This window comes from Pseudomonas sp. S1_G07 (assembly GCF_054668565.1).
Genome location: NZ_CP162778.1, coordinates 3,141,495 through 3,159,989, shown reverse-complemented (window position 1 = coordinate 3,159,989; position 18,495 = coordinate 3,141,495). Strand labels below are relative to the sequence as shown.

Annotated in this window: 14 protein-coding genes and 3 pseudogenes; 9 read left to right on the top strand and 8 right to left on the bottom strand. The window is 59.7% G+C overall.

Features of this window, described 5'->3' with window-relative positions; translation table 11 throughout:
* Nucleotides 1-27: 27 nt before the first annotated feature.
* The 4 genes and pseudogenes from AB4O05_RS14650 to AB4O05_RS14635 form a co-directional block, all read right to left on the bottom strand.
* Nucleotides 28-1,059, bottom strand: a complete 1,032-nt coding sequence (locus AB4O05_RS14650) for a Zn-dependent oxidoreductase (RefSeq protein ID WP_460136897.1) — start codon at nt 1,057-1,059, stop codon at nt 28-30.
* Between the two features lie 67 nt (nt 1,060-1,126).
* Entirely contained in the window at nt 1,127-2,338 is a 1,212-nt protein-coding gene (manD, locus tag AB4O05_RS14645) for a D-mannonate dehydratase ManD (RefSeq protein ID WP_460136898.1), read from the bottom strand.
* On the bottom strand, nt 2,325-2,570 hold the full coding sequence (locus AB4O05_RS14640) for a PfkB family carbohydrate kinase (protein WP_460137582.1): 246 nt from the start codon (nt 2,568-2,570) through the stop codon (nt 2,325-2,327). The genes manD and AB4O05_RS14640 overlap by 14 nt, the downstream gene beginning before the upstream one ends.
* Nucleotides 2,544-2,801, bottom strand: a pseudogene (locus AB4O05_RS14635) (PfkB family carbohydrate kinase); the annotation flags it as partial. The pseudogene AB4O05_RS14635 and the gene AB4O05_RS14640, both read right to left, overlap by 27 nt.
* 150 nt (nt 2,802-2,951) lie before the next feature.
* On the opposite strand from AB4O05_RS14635, the gene kdgR reads away from it, so the two are divergent.
* Nucleotides 2,952-3,734: a DNA-binding transcriptional regulator KdgR gene (kdgR, locus tag AB4O05_RS14630; protein WP_460136899.1), complete on the top strand. Its 783-nt coding sequence runs from the start codon at nt 2,952-2,954 to the stop codon at nt 3,732-3,734.
* Nucleotides 3,735-3,959: 225 nt separating this feature from the next.
* Here the strand turns inward: kdgR and AB4O05_RS14625 are convergent, their stop codons facing one another.
* The 3 genes from AB4O05_RS14625 to AB4O05_RS14615 all read right to left on the bottom strand — a co-directional run bounded on the left by AB4O05_RS14625 (nt 3,960) and on the right by AB4O05_RS14615 (nt 6,700).
* Entirely contained in the window at nt 3,960-4,415 is a 456-nt protein-coding gene (locus AB4O05_RS14625; RefSeq protein ID WP_460136900.1) for a hypothetical protein, read from the bottom strand.
* A gap of 444 nt (nt 4,416-4,859) precedes the next feature.
* The gene (locus tag AB4O05_RS14620) at nt 4,860-6,080 is read right to left on the bottom strand and encodes a DUF1173 family protein (protein ID WP_460136901.1); all 1,221 of its coding nucleotides are present in this window, start codon (nt 6,078-6,080) and stop codon (nt 4,860-4,862) included.
* Nucleotides 6,081-6,340: 260 nt separating this feature from the next.
* Complete coding sequence (locus AB4O05_RS14615) at nt 6,341-6,700, bottom strand: hypothetical protein (RefSeq protein ID WP_460136902.1); 360 nt, start codon at nt 6,698-6,700, stop codon at nt 6,341-6,343.
* A gap of 264 nt (nt 6,701-6,964) precedes the next feature.
* Here AB4O05_RS14615 and AB4O05_RS14610 point away from each other — a divergent pair.
* Nucleotides 6,965-7,120, top strand: a pseudogene (locus tag AB4O05_RS14610) (conjugative transfer ATPase); the annotation flags it as partial.
* 428 nt (nt 7,121-7,548) lie between these two features.
* Nucleotides 7,549-7,848, top strand: a complete 300-nt coding sequence (locus AB4O05_RS14605) for a hypothetical protein (protein WP_094991432.1) — start codon at nt 7,549-7,551, stop codon at nt 7,846-7,848.
* Nucleotides 7,849-8,303: 455 nt separating this feature from the next.
* Here the strand turns inward: AB4O05_RS14605 and AB4O05_RS14600 are convergent, their stop codons facing one another.
* A complete protein-coding gene (locus tag AB4O05_RS14600) occupies nt 8,304-9,182 on the bottom strand; it encodes a LysR family transcriptional regulator (protein WP_460136903.1) in 879 nt (292 codons plus the stop codon).
* Between the two features lie 183 nt (nt 9,183-9,365).
* Between AB4O05_RS14600 and AB4O05_RS14595 the strand changes: the two genes are divergently transcribed.
* From AB4O05_RS14595 to AB4O05_RS14570, 6 genes and pseudogenes are all read left to right on the top strand, one after another.
* Nucleotides 9,366-10,496, top strand: a complete 1,131-nt coding sequence (locus tag AB4O05_RS14595) for a serine hydrolase domain-containing protein (RefSeq protein ID WP_460164909.1) — start codon at nt 9,366-9,368, stop codon at nt 10,494-10,496.
* A 146-nt stretch (nt 10,497-10,642) separates the two neighbouring features.
* Nucleotides 10,643-11,824, top strand: coding sequence for an acyltransferase family protein (locus tag AB4O05_RS14590; protein ID WP_460136904.1), 1,182 nt, complete (start codon nt 10,643-10,645; stop codon nt 11,822-11,824).
* A 176-nt stretch (nt 11,825-12,000) separates the two neighbouring features.
* The gene (locus AB4O05_RS14585; RefSeq protein WP_460136905.1) at nt 12,001-13,017 is read left to right on the top strand and encodes an efflux RND transporter periplasmic adaptor subunit; all 1,017 of its coding nucleotides are present in this window, start codon (nt 12,001-12,003) and stop codon (nt 13,015-13,017) included.
* A complete protein-coding gene (locus tag AB4O05_RS14580; RefSeq protein WP_460137583.1) occupies nt 13,017-16,190 on the top strand; it encodes an efflux RND transporter permease subunit in 3,174 nt (1,057 codons plus the stop codon). The genes AB4O05_RS14585 and AB4O05_RS14580 overlap by 1 nt, the downstream gene beginning before the upstream one ends.
* Nucleotides 16,191-16,268: 78 nt before the next feature.
* Entirely contained in the window at nt 16,269-17,270 is a 1,002-nt protein-coding gene (locus AB4O05_RS14575) for a zinc-dependent alcohol dehydrogenase family protein (protein ID WP_460136906.1), read from the top strand.
* Nucleotides 17,267-18,455 (top strand): annotated as a pseudogene (locus tag AB4O05_RS14570) (MFS transporter). Before AB4O05_RS14575 ends, AB4O05_RS14570 begins: the two are co-directional and overlap by 4 nt.
* The last annotated feature ends 40 nt before the right edge of the window (nt 18,456-18,495 follow it).

Genomic DNA, 18,495 nt, shown 5'->3' with positions numbered 1-18,495 from the left:
CCGCAGGGCACGAGTCTCTGCAGACTGCTATTGATTGACGCCGCTCAGCTCCACGAGGACCTTGCGGGTTTGTTCGGGGTGGTTTTCGATCAAATCGATGGCCGCAGGCATTTCATCGAAGCTCACGCGGTGACTGATCATGTCCTGGACCTTCAATTTGCCGCTGGCGATCAGTTCGATCACCTTTGGAAACTTGCGGTTGTTCAGGCGCGAGCCCACCAGCGTCAGTTCTTTTTTGATCACTTCCAACTGCACCAAATCGCTCGGCACGGTGTTGAAACCCAACAGGCCGATACGGCCCGCCGGCGAGGCCAGCCGGACCATCTGCGGCATCAGTGCGGGAATGCAGGCAGCGTCGACGATCAGCGGCACGCCTTCGCCACGAGTCAATTCGCGCATCGTTGCCTCGACGTCCACATCCTTGCCGTTGAGGGTCCGGCTGGCGCCGAGCGCCTTGGCCGTTTCCAGGCGGGTGTCGATGACATCCGTCACGGTGATATCGCTCAGCCCCAGCGCTCGAGCCATCTGCACCAGGGTCAGGCCGATCACACCCGCGCCGTAGATCAACAAGCTGTCGCCTGGGTGGAGCTGCATGCGATCAAGCACATTGAGGGCGATGGAATAAGGTTCGACCAGCGCCGCGTGACTCAGCGACATCGAGTCAGGCAAGCGGTGGGCATTGGCGGCCGGCACGCAGACCTGCTCACTGAAGCCGCCATCGCGGTGCACGCCAATCACTTGCAGCCGTGTGCAGACGTTCGGCCGGTTGATCCGGCACGGGTAGCAGGTGCCGCAGCTGATGACCGGATCGATGCACACGCGATCACCGACCTTGAGGTTCTCAACGCCCTCGCCCACTTCGCGCACCAGGCCTGAGAACTCATGGCCGGTCACCCGTGGGAATTGCACAAAGGCATTTTGCCCATGGATGATGTGCATGTCCGAGCCGCAAATACCGGCGTAGGCGACGTCTACCTTGACTTCACCTTGCGCCACTTTCGGCATTTCGACCTGTGCAAGGCCGAATTCAAAAGGTGCTCTTACTTGAAAAGCTTTCATCGGGTATCTCCAGCCAGGGTGAGTGGCGCCCTGTGTGCTTGTCGTTATTGATCAATCCAAACAGCGTTTACCAATGCCAGAGCGTGCCGTCTTCCAGGCGGTTGACCGGCAGACTGGCACGCTTGTAGGGGTATTTCGCCGCCAGGTTCTCGTCGATGTCGACGCCATGCCCCGGCGTTTCACCTGGCGTGAAGTGGCCATCCTCAAAGCGATAGGCGTGGGGAAACACTTCGTCGATACGTTCGTCGTGGGGCATGTGTTCCTGGATACCGAAGTTGGGCACCCAGGTATCGAAATGCAGCGCTGCGCCCATACACACCGGCGACAGGTCGGTGGCGCCGTGAAAGCCGGTGCGCACCTGATAAAGCGCGGCAAAATCGGCAATACGGCGCACGTGCGTGATGCCACCGGCATGCACCAGGGTGGCGCGGATGTAGTCGATCAACTGCTCCTGGATCAGCTCACGGCAGTCATGAATGGAGTTGAACACCTCACCGACCGCCAGCGGCGTAGTGGTGTGCTGGCGGATCAGGCGGAAGGCTTCCTGATTCTCGGCCGGGGTGCAGTCTTCGAGCCAGAACAGGTTGAATGGCTCGACCGCCTTGCCCAAGCGACCCGCTTCAATCGGCGTAAGGCGGTGATGTACGTCGTGCAGGATGTGCAAGTCATCGCCGAAACGCTCGCGCACCGCGGCAAACAGCTTGGGCGCATGGTTCAGGTACTTGGCGGTGTCCCACACATGTTCGGCGGGCAGGTCACTGTCAGCCGGTTCATAACGCTCACCGCTGCGTTTGGCTACGCCATAGGTGGTCGCGATGCCGGGAATGCCGCACTGCACGCGCACCGCTTTGTAACCCAACTCGACATGCCGGGCGACTTCGTCCAGGCAACCTTCGATGTCCTTGCCCGTGGCATGCCCGTAGACCATCACCCGCTCGCGACTTTTGCCACCGAGCAACTGGTATAACGGCATTTGCGCGGCCTTGGCCTTGATGTCCCACAGGGCGATGTCCACAGCGGCAATCGCGGTCATGGTCACCGGGCCTCGGCGCCAGTAGGCACCGCGATACAAGTACTGCCAGATGTCTTCGATACGCTGGGCGTCGCGACCGATCAGTGCTGGCAGCACGTGTTCTTCAAGGTAGGCGACCACTGCCAGTTCGCGGCCATTCAAGGTCGCATCACCGATGCCGTAGATACCGGAATCAGTAACGATTTTCAGGGTGATCATGTTGCGACCAGGGCAGGTAACGATGACGCGGGCTTCAGTGATTTTCATAAAGACAGGCCTCTGCGGCAGAAGAAAAGGAAGGCGTGCTCATGCCCGGCATGGCGGCTTTGGGAATCAGCGCAGCGCGATGCTGGACGACTTGGGCCGCCAACCGATGGCCCCACCGCGCCACCAGTTGCGGGTCACCGCCTTGCAGACGGCACGCAGGGTATGCCGCACTGAAGGAGTCGCCCGCAGCCGTGGTGTCAACGCTCCCTTCATCGCGCCACGACTGACACATGGCGTCGCTGAAACTATCGGCGCCTAGGGCAGTGACGTAGCCCACAGCAATTCGGGCGGCCGGGCTCAGTCGGGTCAGGTAGACCGCGGCATTGAACGTGTCGCCGCCGAAGGTCTGGCTGAAGCCTGATACAGGCTCACCGCGCATCTCGATCATGCACTCGCCCAGCAACGCTACTCTCAGGCGGCGATGTGACAGGGATTGCGGGCACCGTCCTGGAATTACGTTCATTACTGCGCGCCTTTATTTTTTTAAAACGGCGGTTCATTTTAATGTTCGTGGTCGAGTTTAATCTGATTTCCCACACCGTCAAGAAAAATGAAACAGCGTTTTGACTTGCCAGCGTATATGCTTGGACTTTCCGTTCTCGTCGGAGCCCTCATGAACGACAGCACCACCCAGAACAACGAACTGGTCTCCGCCGTAGGCCGAACCATGGCCATCCTTGAAACGCTGGCAGGGAATCCCGAGGAAAGTGGGTTGTCGGAAATCGCGCAGAAACTCGACATGTCCAAAAGCACGGTTTACCGTTTTTTGCAGTCACTCAAGGCTCGAGGCTATGTGATGCAGGATGCCGAGGATCGTTATCGGCTCAGCGTTCGGCTGTTTGAACTGGGCGCACAAGCCCTGCCCCACCTGGACATCGTCCGTGAGGCGGAACCGGGCATGCGGCGTATCAACGAATTGACTGGCGAGACTGTGCACCTGGGTATTCTCGACGAAGGCAGCATCGTCTACGTGCACAAGATCGACTCCAAATACAACCTGCGCATGTACTCACGCATCGGCCGACGCGCGCCGCTGTACTGCACCGGTATCGGCAAGGTATTGATGGCGTGGCTGGAGCAGCCCGAGCTGATCGCTCATTTGCAGGAAGAAAGCTTCGAGCGCCGTACCGCCAACACCTTGACCAGCATCGAGGCGTATCTGCAAGAGCTGGAAGTGGTTCGCGCCCAGGGTTACGCCGAAGACCATGAAGAGTTTGAAGACAATATGCGCTGCCTGGCGGCACCGATCCGTGACCGTTTTGGCCATGTGATTGGAGGCCTGAGCGTGTCATTCCCCTGCTTTCGGTTCCGCGAAGAGCTTAAGCAGGACTACGTCAAGCGGTTGGTGGAAGCCACGCAGCAGATTTCCCGGCAATTAGGCTGGCATGCGAATTAGCTTACGCAATCTGTCCTGCAAAGAGCTGCTCCTGATGGAGGGAGCCGGACATCCTGTCGACATGAGTGCAGGTATTTCTCAGGCACAAAAAAAGCCACTCATCCGAGTGGCTTTTTTCTGAATCCTGGAGCGGGAAACGAGACTCGCATCTGGCGTCCTCCCCATTGAAATACAAGGGTTTTCTTTTCCTTCAGAAACAGGGAACACGCGCCTCGTCGACAGGCCTTACCGTATCCGGTACAGCACAGCAGCCCCTGGCTTGGGTTCGAAAGCCGGCACAGTGCGCTGCTCAAGTGCCTCACCTTTGGCATCCCAAACCAAGGTGTCCGATGGGTACTCGTCCTTGCGGGTCATGGCGTCGATCTGCTTGGCGATCACCTCCGAGCTTGCAGGCACTTCGGGGTTCCATTCGAATACACCAACTCTACCGTAGAACACAGCCGGCGCGTCGACATCAAGGCGCCGGTCGGGACACATCACCAAGCCGCGGTCGAGCATAACCCGCAACGCGCCGACAGGCACCGCCTTCACCGTGGGCGTGGTGCGCTCGGTGCTGTGGCCTGGGCAGACATTGGCCGAGCGAGTAACCATGTCCTCGACCACTTGACGATCGGATTGGGCCTGCGCCGAAAAGGCAACGGCAGACAGGGCGAGCGCTACAAGATTTGACTTCCAGAGCACGCGAAACCTCCTATGGAAAAAAATACTCCAACGTTGCGGACCGCCCCATGCAAGAACCGTCCGTTGCCAGGGGGCACTCTGAAGACTACCAAGACATTGGTTGGTTCCACTTGCTGATTAAGGGCCATTCATCTGCATGCATAGATGAGTGAGGGTATTTCTCATACTTCGTTTTTTCCCACACTGCGTACCGCCCTCGGTACATCCCTGCGGCGCCGACAGCTCAACCGAGAGGAAGAGCGACTGATACGTTACTACCGTGTATTGTCAGAGCAGGATCGTGAAGCTGTGCGCTGTCTGTTCTTTGCGATCAAGGAAACCAGCCGGGCCGAACGCCCGAAGCACTAGGACGTGACACAGGTACCTGTCAGCAACAATGAAGCACCCGCGGGGTTGGACACGTTGCAGGGAGCCTGTCACCAACACCCTCCCGATGAATTTTTCCTACTCATCAGCCGACACGGGAAGCGGCGGAATCGTAGCAGTCGCACAGGCATCCCATTGCCACCAACCAGATGGGTAGTTGGCATTGTAGTGAGCAATTTTGACCACCTTTCGCGCCAGATACTCCGGCGTGTTCATACCGAACACCTCCATCGGATAGTCGCCGGCCATGTCCAGCAGCCAGAAATCCGGGAATACCACATCAAACGCCGCATCAAAGCGAAGTGGCTTGTAGAAGCTGCGTTGGTTGTCGTAGAGCAACTTTTCCACCGTTGCCTCATAACCGGAGTCCAAGGGTATCAGGCGTTCACTCACTCGCATCAGCGCCACCTTGTTCACATCCGCATAGGGCTTGGTTCCGGCCCGTACGCTCACATGCAAAATGGCGTAGATCTGAGCACCCGCCTGCCAGGCATTCAACTCGGCGGCGAAGCTCTCGGTTAACGCCGTCCTCGCCATATCGGCCAGGTACATAGCGGGCATGCCGGCGGCGCTGCGCAGGGGTAGTCGTTCAAGCACCGCATCACGATCCGGGTTGTATCTTGCCAGCGGCGCAATGGCCACCACGTTGCGCTTGTGTTGCCGGGCAGCCGCCACGACCTGGAGGTTCCTTTCCTTTTCCTTGGAGCCATCAGCGGCTGGCACCAATAGCACGTCGTTCAGCGTCATTCGTGCAGTGCTGATCCTTTGCGCGTGCTCGGCCATCAAACGCGCGACAAGCCATTCCCCACGCTTTCCATCCATTGCCGGGTACCACTTGATCAGACCGCTTTCGGTCCAAAGCAGATGCAAGAGTCCCAGCAGCGACATCGCGTCCCGTTTCACGCCCGATCCAGCAACGCGCGGCGATGCTGGTTTGGCCTCTGTATTGGCTTGACGCGGCTGACGCAGTGCAAAGTCCAGCCGAACATTCAGCCCTCCATCCTCAAGTTCCTTGACCGCCTTGAGGCTGTAACCCTGCAACCCCGAACTGGTGGCATCCGGTGAGTAGAAGCGGCAATTGCGGCGATGATTCGGACCAGAGCCTGGGTAACGATGCAGGTGATAGTTGTTGCGCAACTGAACCGAAAGCCGACCTTCGCCAGTCTGCGTGCAAAGGCAAACGAAATGGGTCACACGGTGGGCACGGGTAAGCGCAGAGATCCAGCCAGCTCCTTGCTGGCTGTTTCTGTCAAAAACCTTGCCGGTGTTGGCAACCTTGAGTGAGTAAATTGTCGTCATCCCATCTCCATGTTGGTTCGATTCAGTGGCCGGCCTTGCTCACTATTGATCAAGGCCGCTCCTCTAGCTCACGGGTTATAGAACCCCATGATCAGGAAGGCGCGCAATGCAAGGACGCATCTGCACTGCTATGTGGCTGTCGGCGTGACCCATCAATCGCCGTGGGTGGCACAGGCTCTGCAGCAGCTACCGGGCCGGGCGAAGGCAATGCACTTGACGTCAATGCACCCTCCCGATGGGCTTGAACCAAACCCCTACCCTCAGCAATGACCGGACTTAGCATGCGCTGTCCTTTGAAAGCGACTGCCATCCTCGCAGACACGCACGAACTCGCGGGCCGCTGGATAGTCCCTCAGGACCACAAACGCGGAATCCTGGTAGGCAAGGGCCAGACGCAACGCACGCGGATCCAAGCTGATCCGCATGCCGAAGGCTTCACAGACATCCATCACCAGCACCATGGGGTGCACCTTATTCCATGCCCCGCAGAGCAACAGCTCGCGCAAACGCTGAGTCCGCTGATGAGAGAGGCTCGCTGAGTTATTCAACCACGTGACCAATAGCGTCAGAAAAGCGATCACCAGCGGCACAACGATGGCTTGCCACACCTGAAAATCCATAAGTAGCTCCCTGCTGAGCGTTGAAGGTAAACAGTGCCTACTTTCGCATACCCCACCGCCGCATTCAGCTAAGGCATCGGTACTCATTGCTCAGGCAAACAGGACAGTCGCCACATCGGTTTGCCGCTGTCACATCGAGGCGGCCACACCCACGCTACCCCCCAGCACTGCCGACCCGCTCGGCACCTGCCCAGGTAGCCCAAACCTTCAAGGCCATGACGCGGCGTTCACCGTGTTGGTCCAACGGCCTGTCCGAACTCCCACTTGATGCGCAGTGCGCGCAAGGAGGCGGGCAAGTTCACCGAAGGGGTGATTCTGTCCAAATCGATGGAAGTATTTTTCCGCGCGGTGCCGCCGAGTCTGTACTTGGCTATGGCGATGACTGGACCGGAGGAGAAACACCAGTGTCACCAGTTGTTGATCCTGCGTTCCTGCCGCCCTGTTCCGGGTGCGAATTTCTTATCACTCCCTCGGGGTTCCTTGCCCCTTGGGGCGGGCCGCGCAAAACAATCCCGGCTTGAAAGACCTGCTGAACCGCTCCGTTCCGCGGTGCAACTGATGCTTCGGAAGTACCCCGTAAGCTGCCGGCCCTATGAACCTCAAGGCGCCCGATTCGGGCGCCTTTTTTGTCTTATCGGTCAACATCCAACGTCCTGCTGTAGCCTATTTCCGTCATCCCACAAACACTTTGCCGTGGGCTCCGTCTCGATTCCGTCCAGGTGATTGTGGGGCCTACTACGCGCTCCTAGACTCCGCCGCTGTAGGGCAAATCCCTGTCCCATCGATGATTCCCACAGGCGGCATGTCGCACAACTCGCTGCCGCCGCCACTCGCAAGGAGCCACACCCGTGACCAAGACCTCAACCGCCCTCCTACTGCTTGCACTGACCAGCCTGTTGGCGGGTTGCTCTACTAACCCCAATGTTCTGCAAATGCACAAAGTCACCGCCGAGGCGATCGGCCTCGCGTCCACGGATGAACTGACCATGGGCCCGGTAACCAAGGGCAAGGAGGACTTCCTGGGTGGCGCTGAACTGACCTTTAAAGCCACGACCGCCAAGGGGCGTGTGTTCAACTGCTCAACGTTCATGACTCCAGGCATCCTGCTTGAGCCGCCGACGTACTCGCGACTGACCTGCACCAAGTAAGCCCAGCATCCGGAGCGAACATCGCGCGCACCGGCTTGCACTAAGGGTATCGGTCGCGGCGCATAGTGCGGCGACATCCGGGCACGCTGTTGTTCAATCGCTTCGCCAGCCAGTTCGGCTACAGTCTGCGCTGGGGCCAGTTGCCGGTGACGCGCGGGCTGGTCGAGGCTGTCACCGTCAGGGACAGGCCGTCAATATCGCCGAGGGTGTAGTCTTTGCCGGTGGGCTTGGCCTACCGGACGGCAGCATCAGAAAGAGCCATGCTTCTAGCCTCTCTTGTAGCAATCACGTGCCACTCATGGGCTGGTGCATCGACGCGCGCGATCTGCAACCAGTCACCAGAGAATGAAGGACATCCTAAGGTGCTCGGCGACATCAGCAAGCGGTCATTCGCGACTGGCTGCATTCGACCCGCTCCTGCCCTCCGTCCGCCATCGCGCCACGCCGCCCTCCCCTCACATATGCAAAGAAATGAAATCCACGAAACAGCGCAGCTTGGGCGTGATAAAGCGGTTCGGCGGCCACAGCACACTGAAGTGAATGGTGCGAGTCACCTCCTGGGTCAGCACGGCCTGCAGTGCCCCGGACTCAAGGGCCTCCTTGACGGCAAATTCCGGCAGGCAGGCGATGCCACGCCCTTCCATTGCTGCATTGAAAAGCATGTCGATGTTATTGCAGACCAGCACGGCCCGCAGGTCCTGCGTGCCGTTGTGGGACTTATCCGGTAGCGGCCAGCGCTCAAGCTTGCCCGTGGATGGCACCCGGTATAACAGGCAGTCATGGTTGCTCAATTCGCTGGCGTCCACCGGCGTACCCTGGGCCTGGAAATAGGCCGGGGCGCCCACCAGCAGGAAACGGAAAGCACCCAATCGCCGCGCCACCAGGCGAGAGTCGTTCAGCTCACCGGTCCTGACCACCGCATCGAAGCCCTCCTCCACGACATCCACCAGGCGATCGCTGAAATCCAATTCCAGATGAATGTCCGGGTATCGCTTGGCAAAGCTGGACAACAACGTGAACAGGAACTGCCCGGCCAAGGGCAGGCTCACGCGCAGCTTGCCGCGCGGTTCGCTGCTGGTGCTCGACAGTTCCAGCTCTGCTGCTTCCAGCTCATTGAGCACGCGCTGGCAGCGGTTCAGGAAAAGCATGCCCTCCGCCGTCAGGTTGATGCTGCGGGTGCTGCGATGAAACAGCCTGACGCCCAGGCGCTGCTCCAGGCGCGCGACGCTTTTGCCGATCGCCGATGAAGACACGCCCAGCTGCCGTCCCGCCGCGACGAAGCTACGAGTTTCGGCGACCTGGACGAAGACCGAGATTCCGCTGAGGTTGTCCACGCTCTCTCCTTGAGTTTCTTGCGCTTTGGATTGCGGAACGAAACGTCCGATGTGTCAGGAATTCTAGCCTCTGTTTCCCCTGCCGTCTGCGACCTAGCATGGCGACGTCCATTACAGCAGGGAATCGCGATCATGACCGCCAAAGAAACCATTCAACTCTCCAGCGATATCGCCACTGATCCCATGCAGGCGCGAATCGACGCTGCCTTGAACAGTGCCATCGAAGACAAACGCCTGGTGGGCGCCGTGGTGCTGGTCGCCCGTCACGGCGAAATCACTTATCGCAACGCCGTGGGCCTGGCCGACCGAGAGACTGGCCTGCCGATGCGCACCGACGCCTTGTTCCGGCTCTCCTCGGTGACCAAACCTATCACCTCGGCCGCCGCCCTGGCCTTGGTCGCCCAAGGCCGCATTGGCCTGGATGACCCTATCGCTCGCTGGCTACCGGAGTTTCAACCAACCCTGGCGGACGGCACTCGCGTATCCATCAGCGTGCGCCAGTTGCTTAGTCATACAGCGGGCCTGGGTTACGGTTTTCTCGAAGGCACGGGCGGCGGCGCCTATGCGCAGGCCGGTGTGTGTGACGGGCTGGAAAATGCGCCGCTGACCCTGGAGGAAAACATTCGGCGACTGGCGACCGCGCCGCTGCTCTATCGTCCTGGCACCAATTGGGGGTATTCAATTGCCACCGACGTACTAGGCGCGCTCATTGCCAAGGTATGCGGGACCAGTCTGGCCGATGCAATCAACCAACTGGTGTGCGAGCCACTCGGCCTGTCCGATACCCGTTTCAATGTCGTCGACACTTCCCGCTTGACGGCCGCCTATCTCAATGCCGATCCGGCGCCACGTCGCATGAATGGCGTCGAAGTGATCGAGGTTTTCGAAAACACCGCCGGCATCCGGATGGACGCGGATCGGGCCCTCGACAGCAATGCCTACCACTCAGGAGGCTCAGGGATGATCGGCTCCGCCGAAGAATTTCTGACCTTGCTCGAAACCTTGCGCCAGGGTGGTGGCCCGCTCATGCCGGCGGGCCTGGCGAAAGAAATGGGAACCGTCCAGACCGGCAACCTGGAACTCGCCAACTGGCCCGGCCGTGGTTTCGGCCTGGGGTTCACCGTGATGACTGATCCGCAGGCGGCACAAGCGCCGGAGTCTGTGGGCACTTGGCGCCTGGGCGGGGCTTTCGGTCATTCCTGGTTTGTCGATCCGGCGCAGCAGATCTCCGTGGTGGCGTTTACCAACACCGCCTTCGAGGGGATGTTCGGACAGTTCACGGTCGATCTGTGCAACGCCGTATACGGCGCTTGAATGAGGCAAGTCAGTTGCCGCGATAAGAAGTCCATCATGAAAAGACCGGCTTGAGAGCCGGCCTTCATGCGAATGCAGTTTGAGTTGTCCAGCTTTGTCTTGGCTACCTGCCCCACGGAATTGACCTGGCGCTTCGGACCCCGACAGTGCTGCGGATCTTTATTGAAAGGTATCGACTCATGACGCATTCACGCCCGTACCACAATCATGCCAACGTACGCCTGGACTCCCTGACAGGGTTTCGATTTATTGCGGCTGCCTTGGTGTTCTTCTTTCATGCCTCACTGACAAAAATCATCGGATTCAATCCGTTTGCCGACCCACAGATCGTCGTCGGCTTCCAGCGCTTGTTCAGCGTGGGTGGCTGGCTTGGGGTCTCGTTTTTTTTCGTGCTCAGTGGTTTCGTCATCACCTGGTCGGCCCGCAGGAACGATGCGCTCGGCGCTTTCTGGCGCCGACGCTTGGTGAAGATCTACCCCAACCATCTGGTCACCTTCGTCCTGGCGATGATTCTGTTCGCCGTACCACTGACGGCCGTCAGCGCCTGGCTGCCCAACTTGCTGCTGGTCCATGCCTGGGTGCCGGACATGTCGGTGTTTCTGAGTGTCAACGGACCGTCCTGGTCGCTGTGTTGTGAATTGGTTTTCTACCTGGCGTTCCCGTTTCTCTTGCGCGCGTTGTGGAAGGTTCCAGGGAACCGACTCTGGTTGACTGCAGGCCTGACAGTCTGCTCGATGGCCGCAACCCACTGGTTCATCGCCGAGTTTGTCAACGGTACGCCGCAGATCGTCGAATACCCGATATCCCTGAACCAGTGGTGGCTGGCTTATTACTTTCCGCCGCTACGGCTGTTCGAATTCGTTCTCGGCATGCTGATGGCGCGGATCCTGATGACTGGGCGCTGGGTTGCTATCCCAGTCGCTCCGTCCCTGACGTTGGCGGCGGTGGCTTATTTCCTCGCAGGAGAAATGCCTTTTATCTACAGCCTGTCACTCACCACCGTCGTTCCCATTGCCTTGCTGATTACCAGCCTGGCCGCCGCCGATGTCGCGCAACGCAAGTCCTGGTTTCATCATCCGCTGATGGTCTGGCTGGGGGAGATATCGTTCGGGTTCTACATGATCCACCTGCTGATCATGATGGGCGTGACCTCGCTGCTGGACGGCCAACGTTTTTCCGTGGTGCCCGCCTCTTTCATTCTTGCCGCCACGTTCTGCCTGTCGCTCCTTGGTGGCTGGCTGCTCTTCGCCTTTGTTGAGCGGCCCGCCATGCAACGTTGGGGCAAGGCCAAGCCGATGGAGCGGCCATTGAGTGTCCCTCAAGCCTGATTTTTTACATAGAAAGGATGCTTGCCATGTCATCGTTAATTCGCAGGTTGACCGGCGTGCCCGCTTGGGCGCTGGGTATATTGGTGCTAGCGGCACTTGCCGGCTTTGCTATCAGCATGCGGGGCCCGGTTGCCCAGGCAAAAACCGCCCCAGCACCGCTACCCCAGGTGCAAGTGATGACTGCCGTCACGCGTGATGTTATCGATTGGCAGAGCTACACCGGCCGCCTGGTCGCCACCGACACCGTGGTGATCAAGCCTTTGGTGGCGGGCACGCTCATCAGCGTGCACTTCAAGGACGGCGCGCTGCTGCGCAAAGGCGATCTGATGTTCGAGATCGACCCCCGCCCTTATGCCGCCACGCTGCAACAAGCCCAAGCCGCGTTGGTGGCTGCCCGGTCGATGAGCCTGTTTGCGCTGAAAGAGCTGCAGCGCTACGAGCATTTGATCACCAGCAATGCCATCGCAAAAACCGACCTGGACAAGCGCATACAAAGCGCCAACGAAGCCCAGGCCAGGGTCAATGAAGCCCAGGCCAGGGTCGAGCTGGCCCGGCTCGATCTTGAGCACACCCGCATCCTCGCGCCATTTGATGGCCGGGCTTCACGGGCAGAGGTGACACCGGGCAACATCGTCGATGTGGGGGAACGCTCCACGGCGCTGACAAACCTGGTGTCGATCTCACCGATCTACGCTGACTTCGACGTGGATGAACAAACCTTCCTGCGCTACCTGGGCAACCGTGTGGCAGACGATCCGGTCCCGGTCATGCTCGGGTTGGCCCACGAAGAGGGATATCCGCGCAAAGGCAACCTGAGCTCCCTGGACAACCGGCTGGATACCCGGTCAGCCACTATCCGGGTCAGAGCCAGTTTCGACAACAGCAACGGCGAGCTGCGCCCGGGCCTGTTTGCCAGGGTCCTGCTGCCAGGCAGCGCCAGCCACCCCGCTACCTTGATTGAAGACAGCGCCATCGGCACCGACCAGGACAAAAAGTACGTGCTGGTGGTCGATGCCGAGGGCCGCGTCCAGTATCGCCAGGTCAAGCCCGGGATACGCCAGGGTGCGCTACGGGTCATTGACCAGGGCATCGCACCCGAGGAGCAGGTTGTCGTGAATTCCCTGCACTTGGCGACGCCCGGAACCCAAGTCGATCCTGTACGCGCGCCGTCCCAACCACAGGCGCAACAATGATGAATATTTCCGGATTCTTCATCGACCGTCCGATTTTCTCCGGCGTCCTCAGCGCCCTTGTCCTGCTGGCCGGCCTGCTCTCGCTGACGCGGTTACCGGTCTCGGAGTACCCCGACGTCGTGCCGCCGCTCATCGTGGTGAATGCACAGTACCCAGGCGCCAACTCCAAGGTGGTGGCTGAAAGCGTTGCCGCGCCGCTTGAAGAGCGCATCAACGGTGTGGAAGGCATGCTGTATATGCAATCCCAGGCCAACAGCGATGGCACGCTGGCGATCAATGTGACATTCGCCTTGGGCACTGATCCCGACAAGGCGCAGCAGTTGGTGCAGAACCGCGTCTCCGAAGCACTCCCGCGCCTGCCGGCCGATGTGCTGAACCTGGGCGTGACCACCAGCAAGTCGTCATCGACGCAGACCCTGGCGATTCACCTGGTGTCGCCCAACAACGAATACGACGCCAACTACCTGCGCAACTACGGCATCCTGAACATCAAGAGCCAGCTCGAACGCGTCCCGGGGGGCGGCGAAGTGCGAATCTGGGGCGGCGGCGATTACGCCATGCGTATCTGGATCGACCCTGACAGCGTGGTGCAGCGAGGCCTCACCGCCGGCGAGGTGGTCCAAGCCATCCGGGAGCAGAACATCCAGGTTGCGGCCGGCGTCATTGGCGCTTCTCCCATGCATGCCGGCGTCCCGTTGCAGCTGTCGGTGAATGCCCAAGGTCGGCTGAAAACCGAAGAGGAATTCGGCAACATCGTCGTAAAAACGGTGCCGGATGGGGGCGTGACGTATCTGCGCGACGTGGCCCGGATCGAACTGGCGGCTTCTACCTACGCGCTTCGCTCGCTGGTGGACGGGCAGCCGGCGGTGGGCTTCGGTGTTTTCCAGATGGCTGGCGGCAATGCGTTGGACATCTCCGCACGTGCACGGGAAATCATGGCTGACGCCAAGGCCGATATGCCGGCAGGCGTCGATTACAAGATCGTCTTCGACCCGACCCAATTCGTTCGTTCGAGCATCGATGCGGTCATCAGCACTCTGTTCGAAGCCGTCGTGCTGGTCGTGCTGGTGGTCATCATGTTCCTGCAAACCTGGCGCGCCTCAGTCATTCCATTGTTGGCAGTGCCAATCTCCATCGTTGGCACACTGGCGTTCTTGCTGGCGTTCGGATTTTCCATCAATGCCTTGTCACTGTTCGGCCTGGTATTGGCGATCGGCATCGTCGTGGACGATGCGATCGTGGTGGTGGAAAACGTCGAACGCAATATCAGCCAGGGATTGTCCCCTCACCAGGCGACTCACCGGGCGATGGCAGAAGTCAGCAAACCCATCATTGCCATCACCCTGACGCTGGTTTGCGTGTTCATTCCATTGGCGTTCATGCCTGGTCTCTCCGGCGGGTTCTACCGCCAGTTCGCTTTGACCATTGCGATATCCACGGTGATATCGGCGTTCAATTCGTTGACCCTTTCTCCAGCCCTCTGTGCCCTGCTACTCAAACCACACGGCGCGCCGAAGGATCCACTGGAGCGCGGCATCGACAAAGTCATGGGGCGTTTTTTCAAAGGCTTCAATCGTCGATTCAAGCAGGCCGAGGACCGCTATGGCGCCGGCGTGCGCGGTGTCCTGGCGCACAAGGGCAGGACCTTCGCGTTATTCGGCGCTTTGCTGTGTGCCTGCGCATGGCTCAGCCACACGCTGCCGACGGGGTTCGTCCCGGCCCAGGACAAGGAGTTCCTGGTGGGTTTCGCCCAATTGCCCGCTGGCGCCTCGCTGGATCGCACCGAGCAGGTCATCCAACAAATGAACGACATCGCGCTAAAGCATCCTGGTGTTGCCCATACCCTCGAATTCCCCGGCATGTCCGTCAATGGCCTAATGAATTCCTCGAGCGCAGGAATCATTTTCGTGATCCTGAAACCCTTTGCCGAACGCGCCGGCGAGACGCTGGGGGCGAACCAGATAGCGACAGATCTCAATGGCGAGTTCAGCAAGATCGCGCAGTCGTTCACAGCCGTGTTTCCACCGCCGCCCGTCCTTGGCCTGGGAACGCTTGGCGGTTTCAAACTGCAGATCGAGGACCGGGCGAGCCTGGGTTCTGTCGCCCTCGATAGCGCCGTCAAGGCGTTCATGGCCGAGGCTGCCAAAGCGCCGGAATTGGGACCGCTATTCTCCAGCTACCAGATTAACGTGCCCCAACTGGACGTCGATCTCGACCGGGTCAAAGCCAAGCAGCTCGGCGTCTCGGTAACGGACGTGTTCGAGACCCTGCAGATTTACCTGGGGTCTTTATATGTCAACGATTTCAACCTGTTCGGGCGGGTCTACCAAGTGCGGGCGCAGGCCGATGCGCCGTTCAGGGCCAACCCGGAAGACATCACACGCTTGAAGGTGCGCAATGCCTATGGCGACATGGTGCCCCTGTCGACGCTGCTGTCGGTAGACCCCAGCTACGGGCCAGAAATGGTCGTGCACTACAACGCCTTTACGGCGGCGGATGTCAACGGCGCGCCCGCCCCCGGTTACTCCTCGGGCCAGGCCGAAGCGGCCATCGAGCGCATCGCCCGGGAAACACTGCCCCAGGGAGTACGTATGGAATGGACCGACCTGACCTACCAGCAGCGGCTAGCTGGTGGCGCGACCGGCTGGGTATTGGCGGTCAGCACGCTGCTGGTATTCCTTGTGTTGGCCGCACTGTACGAAAGCCTTCTGTTGCCGCTGGCAGTGATCCTGATCGTTCCGATGGGCGTGCTCTCGGCCTTGGCGGGCGTCTGGCTGACCGGAGGCGATAACAACATCTTCACCCAGATCGGCCTGATGGTGCTGGTGGGTCTGGCGTCGAAAAACGCCATCCTGATCGTCGAGTTTGCAAGGGACTTGGAGCGCCAGGGTCATACTCCGCTGAACGCCGCCTGGGAGGCCAGCAAGCTGAGGCTTCGACCGATCCTGATGACCTCGATTGCCTTCGTCATGGGCGTCGTTCCCCTGGTGATTTCCACCGGTGCCGGGGCGGAAATGCGCCAGGCAATGGGTGTCGCGGTGTTCTTCGGCATGTTGGGTGTGACCGCTTTCGGACTGATTTTCACGCCGCTCTTCTACGTGCTGGTTCGCAGCGTCGGTCGCCGGCTACCCCAGGGCCAATCCATTGCAATTGCGGACACATATATCCGTTAACACCGGAACTCCAGCGCGTTTTTCTGCATTGGACGCGCCTCTAGACTGCAAACGTTCCTAATCCTTGCGAGAAATGCCATGACACGTGTCGTTCGATTTTATGAGTATGGTGACCCAGACGTTCTACGGATAGAGGACTTGCCGGTCGCCCAGCCAGGCCCCGATGAGGTCCGCATCCGCGTGAAAGCCATCGGTCTCAACCGCGCTGAATCGATGTTCAGGCGCGGCCAGTACCTTGAACAGGCGGCGTTTCCCAGCCGACTGGGTTATGAAGCAGCCGGTTTTGTCGAAGCCGTGGGCGACGCCGTACACGGCTTCGAAATAGGTGATCCGGTCAGCCTGGTCCCACCTTCGAGCATCGCCCAATGGGGAACCTACGCCGAGCAGGCGGTAGTGCCGGCAGCGATGCTGGTCCGTCACCCGGACAACCTCAGCATGGAACAAGCCGCTGGTATCTGGATGCAATACCTCACAGCCTGGGGCGCGTTGCTGCCCGTGGCCGGGCTGGTCGCGGGTGACTACGTACTCGTCACTGCGGCTTCGAGCAGCGTAGGCCTTGCCGCCATCCAGATCGCCAACCGCGTAGGGGCGATCCCCATCGCAGTGACCCGTGGTGAACAAAAGGTGCGCAAACTGCTGGCGGCAGGCGCAGTCCATGTGATCGTCAGCGACCAGGAAGACCTGGCAGCGCGCGTCGAGCACATTACCGCTGGCAATGGCGTGCGGGTTGTCTTCGATCCTGTCGGCGGGCCGGCTATCGAGCAGTTGGCGGACGCTACCCGTCGCGGCGGCATCATCATCGAATACGGTGCCCTGAGCAGCGAACCCTCGCCTTTTCCGCTGTTCACCGTATTGGGTAAAAGCCTCACGCTGCGGGGCTACCTGCTACACGAAATCATCAACGACCCCGCCCTGTTCGCCCAAGGCAAGGCGTTCGTCTCCAGCGGCCTGGTCGATGGCAGCCTGTCCCCTGTGGTCGCCAAGACCTTTGCCTTCGATGAAATCGTCGAGGCCCACCGCTACCTGGAAGCTGGCGAGCAGTTCGGCAAAGTCATCGTGACGCTGGAGGACCAGCCATGAAAATGTTCAACCCGTTGTTCTTCATTGCCCTGGGTTTGTTCGGTGTCTACACCATCGAATTCGGCGTGGTCGGTATCTTGCCGGTGATCATCGAACGCTACAGCGTCAGCGCCTCCGAGGCGGGTTATCTGGTGGGTGTTCGCCCTGATCATCGCGGTGTTCGGTCCCTTCATGGTGTTGTGGTTTTCGCGTTACAACCGCAAGCGGATCCTGACCCTATCGCTGTTTATTTTCGCCGGTGCAAGCGCCTTGTCGGCCTATGCGCCCAATTATGGAACGCTCGCGATCCTGAGGATCATTCCGGCGTTCTTTCATCCGGTGTATTTCTCGCTGGCGTTTGTCGCGGTGGTCTCTCTATATCCCAAGGAACAGGCGACTCAGGCGACGGCCAAGGCGTTTGTCGGCACCAGCATGGGCATGGTGCTCGGCGTACCTATCACCACCTGGATCGCTGCACGTTTTTCCTACGAAGCGGCCTTCCTGTTCTGCACCGCAGTCAACGTGATCGCCGGGCTGGGCATCATCGCGCGGTTACCCGATACCTTTGCCGGGCAGAGGACGCCTTACGGAGAACAGTTGGCTATCCTGCGCAAACCGACGTTGTGGCTCAATATCCTGGCCTCGACACTGATCTTCGGCGCGATGTTTTCGGTGTATTCCTACAGCGCCGAATATCTGTCTCGGGAAGCCGGAATGAGCGGTGAAGTGATCAGTGCCATGTTGATTCTGTTCGGCGTGGGCGGTGTGGCCGGTAATCTGCTGGCAGGCCGTTTGTTGTCCAAAAATAAAGTGGGTACCACGCTAATGCATCCGATCATGCTGGGGGCGTCGTACCTGATCCTGCATTTCTTTGCCAGTCCAGACATCTTGCCGATGATTCTGATCGTCGTACTCTGGGGCGCCACCCACACCAGTGGCCTGATCGTGACCCAGGTCTGGCTGACCTCCGAAGCCCCGGAGGCACCTGAGTTTGTTACTGGCCTTTACATCTCGTTCATCAATCTGGGCGTGACGCTCGGCGCGACTGCCGGAGGCTGGTTCCTGGCCCGCATGGGGATGGAAGGTACCATCGTAAGCGGCTTGGTTTTCTGCGCGCTGGCAGCCGCGACGATCGCGACCAAGGTACTTGTATACGGGGCGCGACAGCCAGGTCTTGCGACGGAAACCCAAGCGGTTTTGCACTAAAGTCATTCATCGGAGACCGTGGCAAGCCACGGTCTTTCTC

What these genes read in the sequence shown, in the direction of transcription:
- AB4O05_RS14575 (WP_460136906.1), top strand. Translation starts at nt 16,269, where the DNA reads ATGACACGTGTCGTTCGATTTTATGAGTATGGTGACCCAGACGTTCTA.
- AB4O05_RS14580 (WP_460137583.1), top strand. Translation starts at nt 13,017, where the DNA reads ATGAATATTTCCGGATTCTTCATCGACCGTCCGATTTTCTCCGGCGTC.
- AB4O05_RS14650 (WP_460136897.1), bottom strand. Translation starts at nt 1,059, where the DNA reads ATGAAAGCTTTTCAAGTAAGAGCACCTTTTGAATTCGGCCTTGCACAG.
- AB4O05_RS14615 (WP_460136902.1), bottom strand. Translation starts at nt 6,700, where the DNA reads ATGGATTTTCAGGTGTGGCAAGCCATCGTTGTGCCGCTGGTGATCGCT.
- AB4O05_RS14585 (WP_460136905.1), top strand. Translation starts at nt 12,001, where the DNA reads ATGACTGCCGTCACGCGTGATGTTATCGATTGGCAGAGCTACACCGGC.
- manD (WP_460136898.1), bottom strand. Translation starts at nt 2,338, where the DNA reads ATGAAAATCACTGAAGCCCGCGTCATCGTTACCTGCCCTGGTCGCAAC.
- AB4O05_RS14640 (WP_460137582.1), bottom strand. Translation starts at nt 2,570, where the DNA reads ATGTGTCAGTCGTGGCGCGATGAAGGGAGCGTTGACACCACGGCTGCG.
- kdgR (WP_460136899.1), top strand. Translation starts at nt 2,952, where the DNA reads ATGAACGACAGCACCACCCAGAACAACGAACTGGTCTCCGCCGTAGGC.
- AB4O05_RS14595 (WP_460164909.1), top strand. Translation starts at nt 9,366, where the DNA reads ATGCAGGCGCGAATCGACGCTGCCTTGAACAGTGCCATCGAAGACAAA.
- AB4O05_RS14620 (WP_460136901.1), bottom strand. Translation starts at nt 6,080, where the DNA reads ATGACGACAATTTACTCACTCAAGGTTGCCAACACCGGCAAGGTTTTT.